This window comes from Paenibacillus sp. TCA20, from assembly GCF_000732325.1.
Taxonomy (GTDB): Bacteria; Bacillota; Bacilli; order Paenibacillales; family Paenibacillaceae; genus Paenibacillus; species Paenibacillus urinalis.
On the sequence record NZ_BBIW01000022.1, the window covers coordinates 19,054 to 39,532 of the forward strand.

Genomic DNA, 20,479 nt, shown 5'->3' on the forward strand with positions numbered 1-20,479 from the left:
TCCTTGTAATTTACGCTTAATAAAAAAACCGTTAACGTACCACATTATATTATATGAACCCTTGCTCCTTCAAACTTGCATATTTCCCGTCCCCGATCACGATATGATCGAGAACGTCAATTCCTACAATTTCACCAGCTTTGACAAGACGACGTGTCAGCTGTATATCCTCCGGACTCGGGGCAGGATCACCGCTCGGATGATTGTGCGCACACACGATGGAGGCACTGCTGCATTTCATGGCAGCCCTGAACACTTCCCTCGGATGAACGATGGAAGCGTTGAGGCTGCCCATCGATAACGTTTCTTGGGCAATAACGTGATTCTTGGTATTCAGGAAGAGGCAGACAAAATGCTCCTTCTGCAAATACCTAAGCTGTTCCATAAGCAGATCAGCCGCATCTTTCGGACTGCGAATGACAGGTCTCTCCGTTAATCTCGTCTGCATAACCCGTTGTCCCAGCTCGATGCCAGCCTTCAGCTGAATTGCCTTGGCGGGGCCAATGCCTTTGAGCTGACACAGCTCATCAACACTCATATCCACCAGATTCCGAAGACTCCCTGCTTCGTTCAGAATACGCTGAGCGATATGAATGGCTGATTCCTGCTTCGTTCCTGTTCTAAGCAGAATCGCCAGAAGCTCCGTATGACTTAGTGCACCCGCCCCTACTTCTAGCATGCGTTCTCTCGGGCGCTGTTCTTGGGGGATGTCGCGCAGCATATACTGTGGCGAACTCATCTTCTCCCTCTTTTCACATAAAAAAACGAATCCGTTCTCTAGTTACTATGACTTCCTATTCGTCAATGGACAGCACGTTCAAGCCCAGCTCTGCCAGTTGTTCACTAAGCAAGGAGAGCGGCAAACCCACAACGTTAAAATAGCATCCTTCGATGGAATCAACGAATGTTGCACCCAAACCCTGAATGGCGTATGCGCCTGCCTTGTCAGAAGGCTCGCCTGTCCGAATATAAGCATGAATGGCATCTGGCTCGAGCGGCTTCATCTTCACCTTCGTACGGCGATGCCGCGTAATTACACGTCCATCCTCACCCGATATACAAGTCACTCCTGTGTACACTTCATGAATGCGGCCTTGAAGCGAACTAAGCATCCGGTAAGCATCCTGCTCATCCTTTGGCTTGCCAAGCACTTCTCCGCCGAGTACGACAATTGTATCACTGCCTACTACGATGGCTCCTGCCAGTTCAGAATCATAAGAATCATAGACAGTCTTTGCTTTGCGGTAGGCAAGTTCTTCTACAATTTGCTGAGGTGTGTAGTCTTCTGGTGTATCTTCCGGGGTGTGGCTAGGGCGAACTTCAAACGGAAGGCCAAGCGTCGCTATGAGTTCCCTGCGTCTTGGAGACGTGGAGGCGAGTATGATCCGCTGCTTTTTCAAGAAATGAACTCCTTCGTGAGAATGATAATGCTATTCGCATGTGTTACATATCTTTTTTAGTCTGTGTTTACTCCTGCTCATGCTTCTGTACTGGATTCAGCTCCGTAATTATAAAAAAACTATAGTTTCCGGTAGAGCCAAATCGCAAATACAACCCCTAACAGACTGAGCAGGCTGATCTTTAATTGAATGTTAAGATGATAGCTAATGATGTCGAAATTTGCCTTTGGCGACCAGCTGATCGTCGTTGCATTCGTTAAAAAAGAAAGAGCCTCAAACTGCTCTAAACCTTTGGATATGGATGCTCCAATCAACCAACCGAGGAGCAGAAACAAGATGAATATTCCGAAGTTTTTTTTCATTCTACTCTTCCCTCGCCATATTTTGACACCTTCATTATTATACGGGAACCTAGACGTAAGTACAAACAGAAATCCGGCATGGGGAACTATTTCCAGTCCCGTGCCGGATCAGCGCGCATACTATGCTTGTTTGATGATTTCAAGCAGTTGTTTTTCGAGCAGTATATAATTCATGACCTGTGATTGCACTTTCCAAATATGTTCTTTGGAGGGATTTTTATTATATTCTGCAACTGCAGTGACTGCCGTATTCATAGCGGCCTCCATTTGCAGCTCGACAGACTCACTCTCCGCCGGTAAACCACTTCTGACCTTTGTCACCGTGCCTGTCCAGCGCTGATGCGCGTCCGTGACAGCGATCATATCCGCTTCTGACAGTGCTTTCTGCTCCTGCTGACCCAGCTGCTTGATTGATAAAGAGGTCAATATTTCTGTAACCGCCCGGCTTGAACTAAAAAACTCTGCAGCCGTGCTCTGATCACCTGAGAACTGAAGGCCCGTTATCTCAGGAAGGTGAATCTCACGTACGTACAGCTCCACCCCTTCCGTTCTTAACTGGTTACTGATCAGTTTGGCATTCTCACGATCGGCGGAAACTCCCGCGTACACACGCAGCTCATCCAAAGGATCGCTCCCAGCCGCTATACCGGCGATTGTCAGCTCAGCTTTGGCTTGCTCGGCACCTTCTGAACTGCTGAACACCCCGTATTGCAGCATATAGTAGGTTACAGCTGGAATGGTTACCGCGGATGTTGTGCCGGCAGGAACAGTTCCTGCTCCCTCTGCAGCTGTTTCTTGAGTGACACCTGATGATGCAGGCACCGATACAGGCGAAACGGTGTTTGAGGTGTTCTCTGAATTCACCATGGACATGGCGACAAATCCGAACATGACACCTGTAACGACTGCAGCGATAATGGATCCCGTCATTTTCCATACATTCCGAGGTCCCCGGTAAATGCTGTAATTCTCACTAGCTTGATCCACATAGAATGGGTTCTGATCCTCGGCTTCCTCGTATGAATCTCGGTGCTGCTTGTCTTTCTCCTGAGGCTCTTTGTAGTGCTCATGACCTGCAACAATAGGCACAGAAGAGTAAGAACCAAAAGGCTCTTCCCAATCCTCGTATATTCTCCGATCCACGTAAACACGATCTGCACTGAAGCTGTCTTGATCAGAACGCCCTTCTACTTCCCGCTCGTCAAGAGGAAGGCTTGTCACGGTCTGCGGCGGGTTGGTGATCTGCGGCATTTCAACAGGTTCAGGATCTGTTATATCATGTTTCGCAGTTGTACGCTCCTTGCTGAGCTTCCGTTCATCGCCAGACTTTACGATGTCTGATTCGAGCTTGGCAGCAGGCTTGTCCTCATTGAAACGAAATGTCATTCTAGCTTTGTTCACGGCTAACCACCCTCCTCTTGTCCTTTCTAACAGCTATATGTGTCTAGTAGAGGAGTTATGCAAAAAAAAGCACCGTTTCTTTAATTAAAGAAACGATGCTTGGTATGACACAAACGGTAAGGATCTTACTTGATTCCCTTCGCAAGCTCATAGCCTGCTTTCCAAATATCGCCGGCTCCCATGGTTAAGACGAGATCTCCAGGCTGCAAACGATGTTCGAGCTGCTTCACAACATCCTCTTTGGTAGGAATATATACGGCATTTGGGTTACTGTTGAGCTTGATCAGATCTACCAGCTTGGAGGAATGTACACCCTCGATCTGTTTCTCTCCAGCAGGGGAGAAGATGTCCGTAATAATGACCTCATCTGCTTCTCCAAATGCACGGCTGAACGCATCCAGCAGGAAGAAGGTACGTGTGTAGCGCTGCGGCTGAAAGACCGCTATGATCCGCTTGCCTGTCGCTTTGGCAGCACTGATCGTCGCTTCAATCTCCGTTGGGTGATGCGCGTAATCATCAATAATGAGAATATCACGGGCTTCTCCGAGCACCTGAAATCTCCGCTTCGCTCCGCTGAACTTCACGATTGCCTTCACAATAGACTCAAACGGAATACCTGCTTCGAGACAAGAAATCACAGTCGCCATGGCATTGCTCACATTATGTCTACCAGGTACGGACAACTCAACGGTTCCAAGAGGCGCACCTCGATGATTCATCGTAAATGAAATATGGCGATCACCGAGCTCAATATCTGTTGCCGTATAATCAGCTTCTGCATCGATCGCATAAGTGATAATGTTGGATTTGAGCTGCGGCATGATGCTCTGAATGTTCTCATCATCCGCACAGACAATCGCACAGCCTTCCGGCTTAACCTGATTCAAGAATTTAATGTAAGCATTCTTCAGCTCATTAAAATCATTGTTGTAATTCTCCATATGATCGGCTTCAAGATTCGTTACGATACCCAGCCAAGGATGATACTGCAGGAAGGAGCCATCGCTCTCATCCGCTTCTGCTACAACATGCTCACCCTTGCCCGCCTTGGCATTCGTACCGAGGTTCATTATTTCTCCGCCGATAATATAGGTCGGATCTACGCCGCACTCCTCCATGACAAGCGCAATCATAGAAGAAGTGGTTGTCTTACCGTGCGCACCGGCAACAGCAACCCCTTTACGTTCATTCAGCAGCCTTGCAAGCATTTGAGCACGATGAAGAATAGGGATGTTCAGCTGCTCGGCCTCAACGCGTTCCACATTGTCCTTGGAAGCCGCTGTTGAATAGACAACCAGGTCCGCACCGTGGACTTGTTCCGGCGTATGCCCGATATATATTTTTGCTCCCTTAGCGGCAAGCTTCTCAGTGAGCTCCTGGGATACGACATCCGATCCCGTGACGGTATATCCCATTTCCAGCATAACTCTTGCAATGGCGCTCATCCCATAGCCGCCGATACCGATAAAATGTACATGTTCCGAAGTGTTTAACAAATTTTCACCAACCTTTTTCAGAATCGGTTTGATGCAGAAGGGCGGCCCTTACATCGGCAATCAAATATAATGTGCCGGACACAACCCCCAGATCTTCCGCTTCCGTCCGTAACTTAAGTAAGCTCAATGCTTGTTTCCATGAAGGTTCTACGATGATGTCAAGGTTTGGTTTGGCATAGGATGGACGAAGCTCTTCTACCATATTTTTTAACTGGGCCGCGTCCATTTTACGTCGGAAATCTGGCTCAGTCAGGATAAGCGTATCCACTAGTGGCAGTATATGCTCAAAATACAATTTGTGATGCTTATTCTCCAGCATGCCCATCATTAAAATTAGTTTCCGCTCAGGATACAGATCCTTGATGCTCTGTGCCAGCATCTCAGCCCCCTCAGGGTTATGAGCTCCATCCAGAATGAGAAGCGGCTCGTCGGACACCTTCTCGAAACGGCCTGCCCAAGAGGCAAGGCGGAAACCTTTTTGCAAATCTTCCTCTTCCATATAGAACGCCATGTATTGGCGCAGCACTTCAAGTGTCATTAAAGCCCCAGCGGCATTGGCACATTGATGCTTGCCCTGCAATGTCAGCTCGACATCAAGTTCACGAAACGGTCCATTAAAATGCAATTTCTGTCCATCCTTATTAACCTGAACCTGTTCATAGGTAAACTGGTCACCCGCAAGATATAAGGTGGATTTCTGTTTCTCTGCGACCTCACGAATGACTTGAATCGCTTCCGGCTGCTCTACTAGACTGACGACAGGAACGCCGGGTTTAATAATTCCTGCCTTTTCAGTTGCGATTTGGCTAATCGTATCTCCAAGAATATCAGTGTGGTCCATTCCAATATTGGTGATTACGGAAATAATCGGAGTTACGACATTTGTTACATCAAGCCTTCCCCCGAGTCCTGTCTCCCATACCACTACATCAGGATAGCACACCTCAGCATAATACAGAATTGCAAGCGCCGTCGCAACCTCAAACATGGTGGGAGAACCCAGCTCTGTCTCCCCCACTTCCGCTACTAACGGATAAAGACGTCTTGCAAGTGCCAGTAAAGTTTCTTCAGGAATGTCTTCCCCGTTATACTGAAACCGATTCGTAAACTTGGTAATGTACGGTGAAGTGAATGTACCTACATCGTAACCGGACTGTCTTAAGGCTGACGTCAAAAAGGCACAGGTAGAACCTTTTCCGTTCGTTCCTGCGACATGGATAAACTTCAGATGCTGATGGGGATTACCCAGCTTAGACAAGAGCAATTCAATGCGGGAGAGTCCCGGTCTGATTCCAAACGGAATGAGATTGTTGATCCAAGCTACCGCCTCATTATACGTATTCAGCGGAGCAGCCGTGCTATTGCCAGTGGTTCGATCCATATGCTTCACCTTCTAAGTATAAAGTAAGTAAGAGACAGGCATCCCTTACGTTAGTGAGGAACACCTGCCGTCTTATATTAATTTTGAAGTTCATCAATCCGTGCAATGACTTTTGTCCGCTTATCAGAATAGTCTGCAAGCTTCGCACGCTCTTCTTCGATAACTTTCTCAGGCGCTTTGGATACAAAGCCTTCATTGCCGAGCTTCTTCTCGATCCGCAATACTTCCTTATCCAGCGTCTCCTTTTCTTTCGTGAGACGTGCAATCTCTTGATCGATGTCAATCAAGCCTGCCAGTGGGAAATACAGCTCGGCGCCGGAGATCACAGCAGTCATCGCTTTATCTGGTGTAGACAGCTCTGTTCCAGTAGATAGTTCTGAAGTATTACAGAAACGACGAACATAAATCAGGTTATTGTCAATGATGTTCAGACCATCCTGACCACTTGCATTAATGTGCAGTTCAACCTTTTTGCTCATCGGTACATTTACTTCGGCCCGAATGTTGCGTACTGCACGGATCAAATCCATCAGCATATTCATTTCAGCTACAGCCTTGTCATTAACAAAGGCCTCATTGAATTCCGGCCAAGCTGCCAAAGTAATTGTCTCACCCTCATGCGGAAGGTGCTGCCAGATCTCCTCGGAGATAAACGGCATAAACGGATGGATCAGGCGCATGGTTTGGTCAAGGACATAGGCAAGAACGGATTGTGTTTTGCGTTTGGCTTCCGCATCTTCACCATATAACGAGAGCTTCGAGAACTCAATGTACCAGTCACAGAGATCGTCCCATATGAAATTATACAGTGTACGGCCCGTTTCGCCGAATTCATAGGCATCCATCAGACGGGTTACGTCCTTAGCTGTTTCATTCAGGCGATGCAGGATCCAGCGGTCAGCTGTAGTCAGTTCACCCGTAATATCAATGTCCTCTGCCTTAAAGCCCTCCAAGTTCATGAGCGCGAAACGGGATGCGTTCCAAATCTTGTTCGCAAAGTTGCGGGCCTGCTCAACACGCTCCCAGCGGAAGCGCAGATCCTGTCCTGGAGTAATTCCTGTCGACAGCATATAGCGCATTGCGTCTGTTCCGTATTTTTCGATAACTTCGAGCGGATCCACTCCGTTGCCCAGCGACTTGGACATCTTGCGTCCTTCGGAATCACGCACGAGTCCATGCATTAGAACATCCTTGAACGGAATCTCATCCGTAAACTCAAGTGCCGTAAAGATCATCCGTGCTACCCAGAAATAAATGATATCATATCCCGTTACAAGTACAGAGGTCGGATAGTAACGCTTCAGGTCCTCTGTCTCTTCCGGCCAGCCAAGCGTAGAGAACGGCCATAGTGCAGAACTGAACCAGGTATCCAAGACGTCTTCGTCCTGACGAAGCTCTTGCGATCCGCATTTCGGACAAGCCGTCATATCCTCGCGGCTGACATGAATTTCACCACAAGCATCACAGTACCACGCAGGTATACGGTGACCCCACCACAGCTGACGCGAAATACACCAATCGCGAACATTCTCAATCCATTGCAAGTAGGTTCTTTCGAATCGGTCAGGAACAAAGTTAACCCCTTTACCGCTCTTCTGTGCTTCAATGGCTCGTTCCGCGAGCGGCTGCATAGCTACGAACCACTGTGTGGACAAGTAAGGCTCTACAACCGCACCGGAACGCTCACTATGGCCCACTTGATGTGTGTGGTCTTCAATATTAATCAAGACGCCGGATTCTTTGAGATCAAGAACGATCTGCTTGCGGCAGTCACTGCGGTCCAGACCTTTATATTTGCCGGCTTCTTCATTCATTTTACCGGACTCATCCATAACCGTAATTTGCGGCAGATCATGACGCAGACCTACTTCAAAATCGTTCGGATCATGAGCAGGTGTAATTTTCACAGCTCCGCTGCCAAACGTTTTGTCCACGTACTCATCCGCGATCACCGGTATTTCACGACCAATAATCGGAAGCACGAGGATCTTGCCAATCATGTCCTTATAACGCTCATCTTCGGGATGTACAGCAACAGCGGTATCTCCAAGCATCGTTTCCGGACGTGTTGTCGCAACCGTGATCGAGCCGCTTCCGTCTTTCAGCTCATATTTCAAATGGTACAAATGTCCCTGTACCTCTTTGTATTCAACCTCAATGTCTGACAAGGCCGTGCGTGCTGCAGGATCCCAGTTAATAATGCGTTTACCGCGGTAAATGAGCCCTTTCTCGTACAGCTTAACAAAGACTTCACGAACGGCCTTGGACAGACCTTCATCTAACGTAAACCGCTCACGGGAGTAATCCAGTGAAAGCCCCATCTTCGCCCATTGGGAACGAATCGTATTTGCATATTCTTCCTTCCAGTCCCATACCTTCTCAAGGAATTTCTCACGGCCCAGATCATAACGGGATACGCCGCCTTCTCTAAGCTTCTGTTCTACCTTCGTTTGTGTAGCAATTCCTGCATGGTCAGAGCCCGGAAGCCAGAGCGCATCGTAGCCCTGCATTCTTTTTGCCCGAATAATGATATCCTGCAGCGTAAAGTCCAGTGCATGCCCAATATGAAGAATACCCGTAACGTTAGGCGGAGGGATCACGATCGTAAAAGGCTTCGCATCCTTGCGCTGACCTGCCTTGAAAAATTCATTATTCATCCAATATGGATACCATTTCTGTTCCGCTGCCCGCGGATCGTACGTTGTCGACATTTCCGTCTGATTCGGATTCGCTGTCGGTTCTGACATCATACATTCCTCCAATTTATCTTCGTTTAACACATTCTTGAAAATACAAAAAGACCCTTCATCCTCAAAGGACGAAAGGCCATTCTTTCGCGGTACCACCTTTGTTTCATAGCCGAGCAGGTCCGAATTCACTTGTAAAAAGAGAAAACATTAAGCTCGATATGACACTTCATTAGGCAGATAACGGCTGCTACCGGCCGCATTCTAGCTTCCTCATCATACAAGAAAGTTCAAAAGGGCAACTCACGGGCGACTTCGGTACAGCTCACAATCCTGCGGAATTTCACACCATATCAATTCCACTCTCTGAAGGGCTCACTGCCTACTATTCCCGATCCAAGTCGTTAGATTAAGTTTAAGTACTGTTGTTATTCATTGTATTCCCAATCCTACTGTCATCATACATTTCTTTTGTGCCATTCGTCAACCGGGCATTTGACCTTACATGACAAAAAAGAAGAGTCCCCGATTCAAACCGGGAACTCTCCTGTAAGCAGCTCTACTAAGGAATGTAGAGTACCTGACCTTCCTCTACCGATTGCTCGGACAGACGGTTATATAGCTGCAGCTCACGCGTACTGAGCTGATACCGGTCGGCAATGGTTTCAAGCGTTTCTTCACGCTGCACGATGCAGAGTCTAACCTTCTTGAATGGTGTCTGCTCAGCACCACTTCCGAGAAACAGGCTCTTCCATTGAACTTCCTCTGCCGGTTCTTCTTCACGCTGTTCAATCGGAAGCTCCTCTTCCAGCTGCAGGACTTCTTCTGCCGTTCTGTTCTTTTGTAAGAGCGAAGTAATGCCATAGGAGCCTTGTGCTGAAGCTTCGCCCGATTTTTTGGTTCCAAAGGCAACCTTCAATTCAGGCTTCTCTTCGGAAGGATCCGGCTGTGGCACATCCGCTTCGAGCAAGACCTCCTGAGCTTCCGGCTCTCGCGGACTAGAGTCTGTCTCAAGCTCATCCGCAGAATCACCAAGACCGGCTGTCTCCTCAATCACTGCAGAATCTGAATTCGCATCTGCAGCATTACTCGCAGCAGGAGCCCCCGAGTCACGCTCTGAGCCCGACACTACAGCAGGCTCGAAGCTCCACACCTCTGGAGCTGAGTATGCTTCCGGTTCTTGATTACCGGATGTGAATGCACCGTATTGATTCGATGGATCATCTTGTCCCCGGTCCGACTCTGCTTCATCCTGTTCATATTGTTCCTCCGTGCTGCCAAATGCATCTGCGCTGTACGGAGCCTGTGCCTGAGCTTCTTCCCGATTCGTGGAATCACCGACTGACTCTGCTTCATACGGAAGAGACCATGCAGCATTGCCCTCTGCAGCAGCCGGCTCGGATACAGGCGTCTCATAAGGCGTATGCAAAAAAGGCCTTGAAGGTGAGTACACCGAAGCTTCTGTATCATATTGAAGCTCAGCTGGAGATTCCGAATTCGACAATATCGCTTCTTGTTGTTCTGAATCCGCTATGGGATCACGGTTATACGGATTGTACCCTGAATATAGCGGGTTCGTCGTTGCCTCTTCCTCGCCTGAATTGGAATGCACAACGGTAAACTCCTCCGGATTCCAGTCAGAGGTTTCTTCTGCCGGTCCGATTCCTTCAATTCCGCGCAAAGAGAGCACGCCCGTAATGTTCAGACTGCGCGTCGACAGTAAATCCACGTCAAAATTCTCAATCTCCACTGCAATATCTTCAATGGATGCGACACGGCTGAGTGGAATTGTAATCTCAACAGGAATCTCGTGCGACAGCTCCTCCTGCTGATTGTTCTCTCCTTGATAAATACCGGACAACAGCAAGTGTCCACGCAGCGCAGCATGCTCCTGCTCCGATACAACCTGTATGCGAGGATACAATTCAATCTCATCCAGCTCACTAATGGCAGGCACATCTTCGGGCAGATGAACACGCTCGTAAATATCAAACCGAAGTCCATACGGCGGGTTTAACATAGCGCTAGTCCTCCTTTCACAGCATATATTCACCATGAGATTTTCATAGCTTTACGTCATGTTACACAAGTAAACTCAAGATGCTTCTCGTGTACATGTATATGCACCGTTCAGAGGACTCATACCATTCATCCGCGGATTCATATTTTTATTTACACTTTTAACGAGTCATATAAATCAATCATATCCTGAGGCCAAGGAGCTGTGACCGTGAGTAGCTCCCCTGTAAAAGGATGCTTGAAGCTGAGCTCTTCTCCATGCAATGCTTGTCTGCGAATCCCTTCTCTCAAGCCGCCATACAGCGTATCTCCAAACAAGGGGTGTTCCAAATGACTTAGGTGTACCCGAATCTGATGTGTTCTTCCTGTTTCCAAACGAAGCCGGACTACGGTTGCTTCACTTAGTCTTTCGGATGTCTCCATATGAGTTACCGCATGCTGCCCCGTAGGGGAGACTCTTCTTCTCTGCTTATGATGCCTGTCCTTGCTGATTGGCAAGTCTATCTTCTCTTTATTCTGAGCTACGACCCCGTGAACGATTGCAACATATTTGCGCTCAATCTGCTTCAGCTGCATCATGGCGTTCAGCTTCAGTTCTGCATAGCGGTTCTTCGCATACAGCACTGGACCTGACGTATCCACATCCAGACGATGGATATGCTTCACCGCAATCTCTAGTCCGCTTACCTGGTAGTATCCAGCGACAGCATGATCAAGGGTGACTGTTCCGTCCTGACGCTCACTTCCATCTGGATGAATGGGCATACCTACCGGCTTGTTTACAACAAGGCAAAAATCATCCTCATAGAGTACATCCAGCTCTACATATCGGGGTACAATTCCATACGGTGCAGAAGGAAAAAGGGCCAGCCGAAGCCGGTCCCCTGCAAGTTGAATACCGTTATTAGCTTTAAGCTCGTTCAGGAGCTTCTCGGGCATACCCAGCTCCTCAAGCAGCCATTTCTCAGCTGCCATACTTCGGTCATCCTGGGAGAGCACCTTTTTGCCTGGCATCAGCTCAGCCCAGTCTCCTCTTTTCTTATACTTCATCATAGTGCCTTCAACGCATTATAGTTCGCTTCAATTGTATCATCGATATCCTGGATGCTGTGCACCCCGGAGATGAACATCCCCTCGAATTGAGAAGGGGCTACGCTGATTCCTTCCTGAAGCATATGGCCAAAGTAAGCACGGAAATGATCCAGATTGCTCGACTTGGCAACATCATAATTCGTCACTGCTTGATCAGTGAAGAATGGGCATACCATCGATCCGACTCTATTGATGGTTACAGGAACACCCAGCTCCTTCGCATTCTTCTCAAAACCAGCAGCAAGTCTTGCACCGAGCTCTTCAAGACGAGTGTATACTTCTTCGTTAAGAAGCTTAAGTGTTGTATAGCCTGCTGCCATGGCCAACGGATTACCGCTGAGTGTACCCGCTTGATAGATTGGACCCACCGGAGCCACCTGTTCCATCAGGTCTCGTCTTCCACCATAGGCGCCAACAGGCAGGCCGCCTCCAATGACCTTGCCAAGGCAAGTCAAATCCGGGATGACACCGAACCGGCCTTGTGCGCTGTGAAGCCCTACCCGGAAACCCGTCATGACCTCGTCAAAAATAAGCAGGCTGCCGTATTCTACGGTAATCCGGCGCAGCCCTTCAAGGAATCCTGCCGCTGGCGGCACAACCCCCATGTTGCCTGCTACAGGCTCAACGATGATCGCAGCAATCTGTTCCCCGAATTTATCAAATGCCAATCGAACCGATTCAAGATCATTATAAGGAACGGTAATCGTATTGGCAGCTACTCCTTCTGGAACACCAGGGCTATCCGGAAGTCCAAGAGTTGCTACTCCCGAACCTGCCTTGATTAGCAGGCTGTCTGCGTGTCCATGATAAGAGCCTTCAAATTTCAAAATTTTGCTTCTGCCTGTTGCTCCTCGAGCAAGTCTGATCGCGCTCATCGTTGCTTCCGTGCCAGAGTTCACCATACGAACAACGTCGATGGAGGGTACACGCTCGCATACCAGCTTGGCCATTTCCGTTTCAATGAGTGTTGGTGCGCCGAAGCTTGTCCCTTTGACAGCTGTCTCCTGAATCGCGGATATCACTTCCGGATGGGCATGTCCCATAATAAGAGGACCCCAGGAGGCCACATAATCAATAAAAGAATTACCATCAATATCATAGATTCTAGAACCTATGCCATGGTCTGCGTATACAGGAGTCAGTCCTACAGATTTAAATGCACGTACCGGACTATTCACTCCGCCAGGCATGTATTGCTTCGCTTCTTCAAAAGCGGTACGGGAACGTTCCTCCCGGCGCGGCTGTCGATTCTGTTCACTCATTCTTAAACCTCACTCCTCTGTTCATAAATTTATATGCCAATAGTGTATCTTTACGAAAATATTAACGAACTGCCAGCCAGCGGGCTGCGTCTTTGCCATAATACGTAATAATCATATCTGCTCCAGCACGCTTCATACTGAGCAGGATTTCCATGGCCACCTTCTCTTCATCAATCCAACCATTGATCGCTGCGGCTTTGACCATCGCATATTCACCGCTGACGTTATACGCAACCAGCGGCAGATCAAATTGATCCTTAATCGTGCGCATCACATCCAGGTAAGATAAAGAAGGCTTCACCATCAGCATATCTGCTCCCTCAAGAACATCCGTTTCGGCTTCACGCAGCGCTTCCCTGGCATTAGCCGGATCCATCTGGTAAGCTTTGCGATCACCGTACTGGGGTGCTGAATCTGCTGCCTCACGGAAAGGTCCGTAGAAGCCGGAGGCGTATTTCACCGAGTAAGACATAATTGGAATATGGGTGAATCCTGCTTCATCAAGTCCTGCACGAATTGCACCTACGAAACCGTCCATCATGTTGGATGGTGCAATGATATCAGCTCCAGCTTCTGCCTGAGACACAGCAGTCTTCACCAGCAGCTCAAGTGATTCGTCATTCAGGACATCAACACATACATGACCGTCTCGTTCATGCGTATGAATCATTCCGCAATGACCGTGATCCGTAAACTCACACAGGCAGGTATCTGCAATGACGAGCAGATCGGGGTACCAGGATTTGATGAGTCTTGTCGCTTCCTGTACAATTCCATTCTCTGCATAGGCGGAGGAACCTACAGCATCCTTCGTATCTGGAATACCAAATAGAAGTACAGCCGGAATACCGAGCTCAGCAATCTCTTGTACTTCCTCTTTCAGCGTATCGAGTGAGAAACGGTATACTCCCGGCATTGACGAGATTTCTTGTTTAACCCCTGTACCGTATGTAACATAGATCGGTTGTATAAAATCACTAACATTCAAATGTGTTTCTCGCACCATATTGCGAATACCGGCCGACTGCCGTAGTCTGCGATGTCTTACGATTGGAAATCCCATTCTGAATAACCCCTTTCATTAATTAACATGAACGTGTTCTCCCATATGACACAGTGCATCAGCCAAGCTCTCTATTGTCGCCTCTTCTGAAACGATACTGACATGAAGCCCCGCGTTTGCCGCCGTTTCTGCAGTAACAGGTCCAATGCACGCGACGTGAACATTTTTAAATAAAGAAGCAGGCTGTTCACATCCCATCCGTTCTAATAGCGTCAGGAGATGAGTTACTGTTGAAGAGCTCGTGAACGTGACAGCATAAACTTTGCCCTTCTGCAGGAGTCCTATCAGTTCATCGTCCTGCTCTTCAGGAACGACCGTCTCATATACACTGACACTGTGGACTTCAAGCCCCTTCTCCTTCAGTCTGTCAGAGAGCCAAGGACGAGCCAGGTTACCTGAGGGCAGCAGCACTTTCTGTCCCGGGAGAAGATCAGCATCAAAGGTATCCATCAGCCCTTCCTGCTGATAAGATCCCTGGACCTGTTCTGCCAGAATTCCTTTGTCTCGAAGTACCTTTTTCGTTGACGGTCCAATGGCTACAATTCTCGCGCGATAGAGTGAACGTATATCTCTATCCTGTTCCTCCATCGCTCTAAAGAAATGCTCGACTCCATTCACACTCGTAAATATGACCCAGTCATACTGTTCTAACTGATTAAAAGCTTCTGCTATTTGCTCCCTCTGATGATCCGCTTGCACAGGAACCGTCTCAATAACAGGCAGCTCATAAGGCTCTCCACCTAATTCCTCAATCCGTGTGACGAGCTCACTTGCCTGACTTCTTGCTCTTGTCACCAGTATTCTTTTGCCAAAGAGAGGCATGAATTCTGCCCATTGCAGCCGTTCACGCTGCTTGACGACATCACCAACGACAATGACGCCGGGTGGACGGAATCCGTGCTCCTGCACCTTGTGCTCAATATCCTCAAGTGTGCCTACAAGAGTGTCCTGCTCAGCCCAAGTTCCCCAGCGAATCAGCGCTACAGGCGTATCCTTGGGTCTGCCATGATCAATCAGCTGCTGACTGATATAGCCGATGTTAGCGACTCCCATCATAAATACCAAGGTTCCTGTGGCATTCGTTACTTTATCCCAATAGATCGCTCTATTGAGCTTATCCGGACTCTCATGTCCAGTAATAATCGAAATGGATGATGCATAATCCCGATGTGTGACAGGAATACCGGCATAGGCCGGCACACTGATTGCAGAGGTGACTCCCGGCACGATCTCAAAAGGAATATTATACCTGCGAAGCAGCTCTGCCTCCTCACCGACTCTTCCAAAAATGGTCGGGTCCCCGCCCTTCAAACGAACGACGGTTTTACCTTCAAGAGCGAGATCTACAAGCAGCTGATTAATATCCTCCTGCTTCATTGTGTGACGGTTTGTTTTTTTGCCAACATAGATTTTGGAAGCTCCAGGCTTCATGATTCGAAGCAGTCTGGGACTGGCCAAACGATCATAGACGACCGCATCTGCCTTCTGAATACACTCCCAGCCCTTTACTGTAATAAGCTTCGCATTCCCCGGTCCTGCACCCACGAGATAGACCTTACCTGCCATTTCCTCATCCCCTTACGTCTGCCAGTATCTTCTCTGCGCCTTTTTGAATCAAGCGTTCTGCAACTTCCTCCCCAAGACGTTCAGGATCGCTCCCGATCAGCGTCTCTTTAAGCACCGTCGATCCATCTGGTGTTCCAACCATCCCCGTCAGCTCGATAAGCTGCTTATGTTCATCCTCTTCTTGATGGGAAGCCCAGGTTGCATACGCTCCGATAGGTACTTGGCAGCCTCCGTTCAGCACATTCAAAAATTTCCGTTCAGCTGCAACCGGCAGGGCCGTCTCCAAATCATTGTACAAACTGAGCAAATGAAGGAGCTCCTTGTCATCCTTCCTGCATTCAATACCGAGCGCACCCTGGCCTACCGCTGGCAGACAAGTGTCCGGAGACAAATAAGCCGTTATCCGATCCTCCCATCCCATACGAGAAAGACCCGCCGCAGCGAGAATTATAGCATCGAAGCCTTCTGTCTCAAGCTTGCGAAGTCTGGAATCTATATTGCCGCGAATCCATTCAATTTGAAAGTCAGGACGATAAGCTTTGAGCTGAGACGCTCTGCGCAGACTGCTTGTCCCTACTTTTGCGCCTTGAGGCAGCTCATCCAGGGAAGATCCGGTTCTGGATATGAGGGCATCTCTTGGATCCTTCCTGCGCGGCACAGCACCAGTAGTCAGTGGTTCGGGAAGTACAGAGGGCATATCCTTCATACTATGTACGGCCATATCAATCTCGCCGTTCATCATAGCCTGCTCAATTTCTTTGACGAACAGCCCCTTGCCCCCGACTTTGGACAACGTGACATCCAGGATTTGATCGCCCTTCGTTACAATCTTCTTGATCTCAAAATCAAATAGAAGCCCATGCTGCTTACACAGGTTCTTCAAATCATCAATGACATGCCCTGTCTGTGTTAGAGCCAGTGCACTTTGTCTGCTTCCTACTACAATCGTTCGCATTTATTCATTACCCTCCTGATTGTCTGCAATCCAATTATTTCGTTGTTCATCGGACCATAATTCGAAGCGTCCTTCTCTGATTTCATCTAATATATCTAACTCTAATACTTTTCTCAGCAGATGTCTTCTCTTGCTTGGAACTTCAATACGAGACAGAATCGTTTGACGAATTTGATGCAAAAAATCAAAGTACACTTGATATTCATCACCATATTCTTGCTCCAGCTGCTGTGCAATGCGTGCGACTGCTCCTGGACTTGAACCCGAGGCTGACACAGCGATTGACATCCTGCCGCGGCGTACGACACTCGGTGTAATAAAATCACCGCTGCGAGGCTCATCTGCACTGTTCACCAAAGCACCTGTCTCTTTCGCTTCTTTAACCACCTGTCGGTTAATATCCGCGTGATTTGTAGCTGTATATACAAGAAAAGCCCCTCTCAGGTCTCCCTGACGGTAGGGCCTTTGAATCCAGGAGACTTCACTCAGCTGGGCCAGCTGAAGAAGTCTCTCGGTCATCGTGGGACTGATGATCGTAATGTTCGCTCCTGAATTAAGAAGTCCACTTACCTTGCGCTCAGCCACTGGACCACCGCCAATTATAATGACAGTGCGGCCTGAACAATCCAGCCATATCGGAACATAAGCTTGCTCCATTTACTTCACTCTCCTGTCCAGCGGTGAAATACAGACCAAGCATTACTGATAAAACTAATAATGACAAAGACATAACCGATTAGCGTCCACCGTGCCATAACATGGGGAGCATGACCATTATATCGTTTTGAAATGAAGTATCCTAAATAGATGCATAATGCAATGAGTGTTGAAAGCACTTTGGCATCGAGTAATAATGGCCAGCGTTTCTCTGCCATGATCGATAATACAGCAAGCATGACCGAAACGCCGAGCATCGGGGTCCCGATAGAGCTTGACTTGTTCATGTACAAATAGAGCATTTCAAGACTCGGCATGCGCCGCATCGTATCGCCCCATTGCTTCGACTTGAGCCGGAAATGCAGAAAGAGATAGATCGCAGCAAATACGGCAGCGAGCGTTAGTGCAGCAAACCCCAGATTAGCAAGAGCGATATGCATGACAAGAAGCCCATGCACAGTCTGCCAATTCAGCATAGGATTGACGACCGGAGCAAGCCAAAAATCACTGAGCACCAAAGCACTAAATCCGACCACATTCAGCAGGAATACGATATATTCTGATTTCCTGAACGTTGTCATGATCAGAGATGTAATAACCATGCTGAAGGTGAATAAGAATACAAAATCATACATCGAATAGATTGGAATATGTCCCAGTTCCACCGTCCGAAGAATGAGGTAAATCAGCTGCATCAGGAACACGACAACAAGAAGCCCTGTGCCCATCCGCTTCGCACTCGTGTTGCGTCGAATGCAATCCGAGAAATAAAACAGAAGGCTCAGGGCATAAATATAAATCAGCATAGTGTGAATCGTATCTACTGTAGACACTTCTTACACCTGCCTTACAGGCTCACTGGAACATATGCAATCCGTGAAGGTGCTTGCTCCACCTCACGACCAGGCTCCGTGGCCGGCTTCATATTCACTCTTGAGGAAACAGAAGACTCTTCCTTGTCTTCGAGCTCTTCCTCAAGACCAAACATGGTAGTGAACATCGATAATGCATCATCCGCATTCTTATCCACTGCCATTTCTTTTATACGATTAATGGGCTCATGCGTCATTTGATTAAGCATACTCTTTGTCAGTCGCCGTATCACCTTACGTTGCCGCTCATCCAGCTCGGGCAGCTTGTTAAACAAGCTCTCCAGCGTTTCCTCATGAACACTGTTGGCTTTCTCCTGCAAAGCTCGAATCACAGGACGAACCCCCAAGGTTTTGAGCCAATGATTAAATTCTTCAATCTCTTCCTCGATAAAGGAATCGATCTTCGCTGCCTCGATCCGGCGCATCTCCAGATTGGTCTCAACCACGCCTTCAAGATCATCGATATCATATAAGAAGACATTAGCGATATCTGAAATTACAGGATCTATATCCCGAGGCACAGCAATATCGATCATGAACAACGGACGTGACTTTCTTCGCTTCATGCTGTCTTTAACCATATCAGCCGAGATAACGAAATCCTTCGCTCCTGTTGAGCTGATCAAAATGTCCACTTCATGAAGACGTGTAAATGCCTGTTCCATGGTGCATGCTGTTCCGTCAAATTTGGCTGCCAGCTCCTCTGCGCGTGAGAAGGTCCGATTCGCCACAATGACTTCTTCCGCACCATTCGCATACAAATGCTGAACAGTGAGCTCACTCATCTTCCCTGCACCCAGAATCATGACCTTCTTATGATTAAAGGAGCCGAAGATGCGCTTCCCTAGTTCAACAGCAGCATAACTGACAGAAACCGCCGCTTCACCAATCGAAGTCTCGCTGTGCGCTCTCTTGCCTACAGAGATGGCATGCTTGAACAGCGTATTAAACCACGTTCCAGTTGCCTTCTCAGCTTGAGCCGTTAAGAAGGCCTGCTTAACCTGGCCTAGAATTTGGGTCTCTCCGATCACCATGGAGTCCAGTCCGCTGGTTACCCGAAATAAATGACGTATCGCCTGTTCATCTTCATATATATAGAGATGTTGAGTAAACTCCTCGCGGGAAATACCAAACCAATGCTCCATGAAGCTGCGTATGAAATACCCGCACATATGGAGACGATCAACCACCACATACATTTCCGTACGGTTGCATGTAGCCACGATGACGCCTTCCAATACACTGTTTGTCTTCTTGAGCTCTCGGAGCGCTGATGGCAGGTCTTTTTCATCAAATGTAAACCGTTCTCTTACTTCTACAGGCGCTGTGCGATAGTTTAACCCAACTGCGACGATGTGCATTGCAAGTTCACCTGCCTCTACAAAATTCGTAAATCATTAAATCCATTCACATGAAATAGATTCAGTCTATAAAAACAATTAAATGTGTTATTAGCAATTAGCCTTAAGCAGTATTTAGTATAACATATGTACAGTTTCGCCCTAATGCTTTTTATGACATGTTTATGAAATCCTCATCTTCTTAACCTATGGATTCAAATGTGCCTACTTAATTTTACCGCCACTTCATTAATTTATACGTTGTAAACTCATTTGAAACTTGTACAGCTCACCATCGAATATTACAGTTAGGAGAATTTCTAGTTTATTACATAAAATATATAAAAAAACCATGGAAATTCCATGGTTCTTTATTAAATGTATCGTATTATAAATCTGTGTATTATACAAGCTCAATCTGTTGTTTTACAGGCTGTTCGACATCTAATTCGCCATTCCCACGCACTAATGTCTTTGAAAAAATCTTCTCCGGGTTCAAAGCCGATACCAGGTAATCAACAGCAAGCTGCGGATCAACCAATTCTCCACAAGTGTAACAATCAATCGCGGCAAAGCCTCTTTCAGGGTGCGTATGAATCGAGAGATGACTCTCAGCCAACATGACTAGCACAGTAACCCCGTGTGGCTCAAACTGTCTGGATTGCACGGACAAGATGGTCGCATCACAAGCTTCTGCGGCTTCTACCATCTGTACTTGCAAGAAATCCTCATTGTTCAACAGATCAAAGTCTACTCCCCAAGTGTCAACAGCAACGTGTCTTCCGAAAGTTGTATTTCCCATCTTTCGGTTCCCCCTTCCTAGGAATAAAATGTTTGAAAAAATTTCATCCGCTAGGACCTACGTCATTCACTTCCCGAGGGATAAATCTCTCGCAACATACACAATGTCCTGAGTGAATCCTGGT

At 47.7% G+C, this 20,479-nt stretch carries 17 protein-coding genes and 1 other annotated feature; all 17 genes read right to left on the reverse strand.

What is annotated here, in order from left to right:
• Window positions 1-49: 49 nt before the first annotated feature.
• The 17 genes from radC to speD all read right to left on the reverse strand — a co-directional run bounded on the left by radC (window position 50) and on the right by speD (window position 20,355).
• Window positions 50-739: a DNA repair protein RadC gene (radC, locus tag TCA2_RS24840; protein ID WP_047914294.1), complete on the reverse strand. Its 690-nt coding sequence runs from the start codon at window positions 737-739 to the stop codon at window positions 50-52.
• Window positions 740-794: 55 nt separating this feature from the next.
• Window positions 795-1,400 (reverse strand): nucleoside triphosphate pyrophosphatase, encoded by a 606-nt coding sequence (locus tag TCA2_RS24845; protein WP_047914295.1) that lies wholly within the window; start codon window positions 1,398-1,400, stop codon window positions 795-797.
• 119 nt (window positions 1,401-1,519) lie between these two features.
• A complete protein-coding gene (locus tag TCA2_RS24850) occupies window positions 1,520-1,762 on the reverse strand; it encodes a DUF4321 domain-containing protein (protein ID WP_047914296.1) in 243 nt (80 codons plus the stop codon).
• Window positions 1,763-1,882: 120 nt separating this feature from the next.
• On the reverse strand, window positions 1,883-3,163 hold the full coding sequence (locus TCA2_RS24855) for an SPOR domain-containing protein (RefSeq protein WP_052512294.1): 1,281 nt from the start codon (window positions 3,161-3,163) through the stop codon (window positions 1,883-1,885).
• A 125-nt stretch (window positions 3,164-3,288) separates the two neighbouring features.
• A complete protein-coding gene (gene murC, locus TCA2_RS24860) occupies window positions 3,289-4,659 on the reverse strand; it encodes a UDP-N-acetylmuramate--L-alanine ligase (protein WP_081872823.1) in 1,371 nt (456 codons plus the stop codon).
• Between the two features lie 4 nt (window positions 4,660-4,663).
• Window positions 4,664-6,040 carry a folylpolyglutamate synthase/dihydrofolate synthase family protein gene (locus tag TCA2_RS24865; protein WP_047914297.1) on the reverse strand — a complete coding sequence of 459 codons (1,377 nt, stop codon included), beginning with the start codon at window positions 6,038-6,040 and terminating at the stop codon, window positions 4,664-4,666.
• 77 nt (window positions 6,041-6,117) lie between these two features.
• Window positions 6,118-8,787: a valine--tRNA ligase gene (locus TCA2_RS24870; RefSeq protein WP_047914298.1), complete on the reverse strand. Its 2,670-nt coding sequence runs from the start codon at window positions 8,785-8,787 to the stop codon at window positions 6,118-6,120.
• Window positions 8,788-8,851: 64 nt separating this feature from the next.
• Window positions 8,852-9,135: a binding site (T-box leader), on the reverse strand.
• Between the two features lie 154 nt (window positions 9,136-9,289).
• Window positions 9,290-10,747, reverse strand: coding sequence for a LysM peptidoglycan-binding domain-containing protein (locus TCA2_RS24875; protein WP_047914299.1), 1,458 nt, complete (start codon window positions 10,745-10,747; stop codon window positions 9,290-9,292).
• A 152-nt stretch (window positions 10,748-10,899) separates the two neighbouring features.
• Window positions 10,900-11,799 (reverse strand): RluA family pseudouridine synthase, encoded by a 900-nt coding sequence (locus TCA2_RS24880; RefSeq protein ID WP_370510385.1) that lies wholly within the window; start codon window positions 11,797-11,799, stop codon window positions 10,900-10,902.
• The gene (gene hemL, locus TCA2_RS24885; RefSeq protein ID WP_047914301.1) at window positions 11,796-13,100 is read right to left on the reverse strand and encodes a glutamate-1-semialdehyde 2,1-aminomutase; all 1,305 of its coding nucleotides are present in this window, start codon (window positions 13,098-13,100) and stop codon (window positions 11,796-11,798) included. Before hemL ends, TCA2_RS24880 begins: the two co-directional genes overlap by 4 nt.
• Before the next feature lie 61 nt (window positions 13,101-13,161).
• Complete coding sequence (gene hemB / locus TCA2_RS24890) at window positions 13,162-14,163, reverse strand: porphobilinogen synthase (protein ID WP_047914302.1); 1,002 nt, start codon at window positions 14,161-14,163, stop codon at window positions 13,162-13,164.
• A gap of 18 nt (window positions 14,164-14,181) precedes the next feature.
• Window positions 14,182-15,729, reverse strand: a complete 1,548-nt coding sequence (gene cobA, locus TCA2_RS24895; RefSeq protein WP_047914303.1) for a uroporphyrinogen-III C-methyltransferase — start codon at window positions 15,727-15,729, stop codon at window positions 14,182-14,184.
• 4 nt (window positions 15,730-15,733) lie between these two features.
• Window positions 15,734-16,684 (reverse strand): hydroxymethylbilane synthase, encoded by a 951-nt coding sequence (gene hemC / locus TCA2_RS24900; protein WP_047914304.1) that lies wholly within the window; start codon window positions 16,682-16,684, stop codon window positions 15,734-15,736.
• The gene (locus TCA2_RS24905) at window positions 16,685-17,341 is read right to left on the reverse strand and encodes a bifunctional precorrin-2 dehydrogenase/sirohydrochlorin ferrochelatase (protein ID WP_047914305.1); all 657 of its coding nucleotides are present in this window, start codon (window positions 17,339-17,341) and stop codon (window positions 16,685-16,687) included.
• Window positions 17,342-17,346: 5 nt separating this feature from the next.
• Window positions 17,347-18,174, reverse strand: coding sequence for a cytochrome c biogenesis protein CcsA (gene ccsA, locus TCA2_RS24910; RefSeq protein ID WP_047914306.1), 828 nt, complete (start codon window positions 18,172-18,174; stop codon window positions 17,347-17,349).
• Window positions 18,175-18,188: 14 nt separating this feature from the next.
• On the reverse strand, window positions 18,189-19,574 hold the full coding sequence (gene hemA / locus TCA2_RS24915) for a glutamyl-tRNA reductase (RefSeq protein ID WP_047914307.1): 1,386 nt from the start codon (window positions 19,572-19,574) through the stop codon (window positions 18,189-18,191).
• A 382-nt stretch (window positions 19,575-19,956) separates the two neighbouring features.
• Window positions 19,957-20,355: an adenosylmethionine decarboxylase gene (gene speD, locus TCA2_RS24920; RefSeq protein ID WP_047914308.1), complete on the reverse strand. Its 399-nt coding sequence runs from the start codon at window positions 20,353-20,355 to the stop codon at window positions 19,957-19,959.
• Window positions 20,356-20,479: the final 124 nt, after the last annotated feature.

Coding starts and splice junctions, on each gene's coding strand:
- hemB (WP_047914302.1), bottom strand. CDS start 14,163: ATGGGATTTCCAATCGTAAGACATCGCAGACTACGGCAGTCGGCCGGT.
- cobA (WP_047914303.1), bottom strand. CDS start 15,729: ATGGCAGGTAAGGTCTATCTCGTGGGTGCAGGACCGGGGAATGCGAAG.
- TCA2_RS24880 (WP_370510385.1), bottom strand. CDS start 11,799: ATGATGAAGTATAAGAAAAGAGGAGACTGGGCTGAGCTGATGCCAGGC.
- speD (WP_047914308.1), bottom strand. CDS start 20,355: ATGGGAAATACAACTTTCGGAAGACACGTTGCTGTTGACACTTGGGGA.
- hemC (WP_047914304.1), bottom strand. CDS start 16,684: ATGCGAACGATTGTAGTAGGAAGCAGACAAAGTGCACTGGCTCTAACA.
- TCA2_RS24905 (WP_047914305.1), bottom strand. CDS start 17,341: ATGGAGCAAGCTTATGTTCCGATATGGCTGGATTGTTCAGGCCGCACT.
- TCA2_RS24865 (WP_047914297.1), bottom strand. CDS start 6,040: ATGGATCGAACCACTGGCAATAGCACGGCTGCTCCGCTGAATACGTAT.
- TCA2_RS24870 (WP_047914298.1), bottom strand. CDS start 8,787: ATGTCAGAACCGACAGCGAATCCGAATCAGACGGAAATGTCGACAACG.
- TCA2_RS24850 (WP_047914296.1), bottom strand. CDS start 1,762: ATGAAAAAAAACTTCGGAATATTCATCTTGTTTCTGCTCCTCGGTTGG.
- hemL (WP_047914301.1), bottom strand. CDS start 13,100: ATGAGTGAACAGAATCGACAGCCGCGCCGGGAGGAACGTTCCCGTACC.
- TCA2_RS24875 (WP_047914299.1), bottom strand. CDS start 10,747: ATGTTAAACCCGCCGTATGGACTTCGGTTTGATATTTACGAGCGTGTT.
- radC (WP_047914294.1), bottom strand. CDS start 739: ATGAGTTCGCCACAGTATATGCTGCGCGACATCCCCCAAGAACAGCGC.
- hemA (WP_047914307.1), bottom strand. CDS start 19,574: ATGCACATCGTCGCAGTTGGGTTAAACTATCGCACAGCGCCTGTAGAA.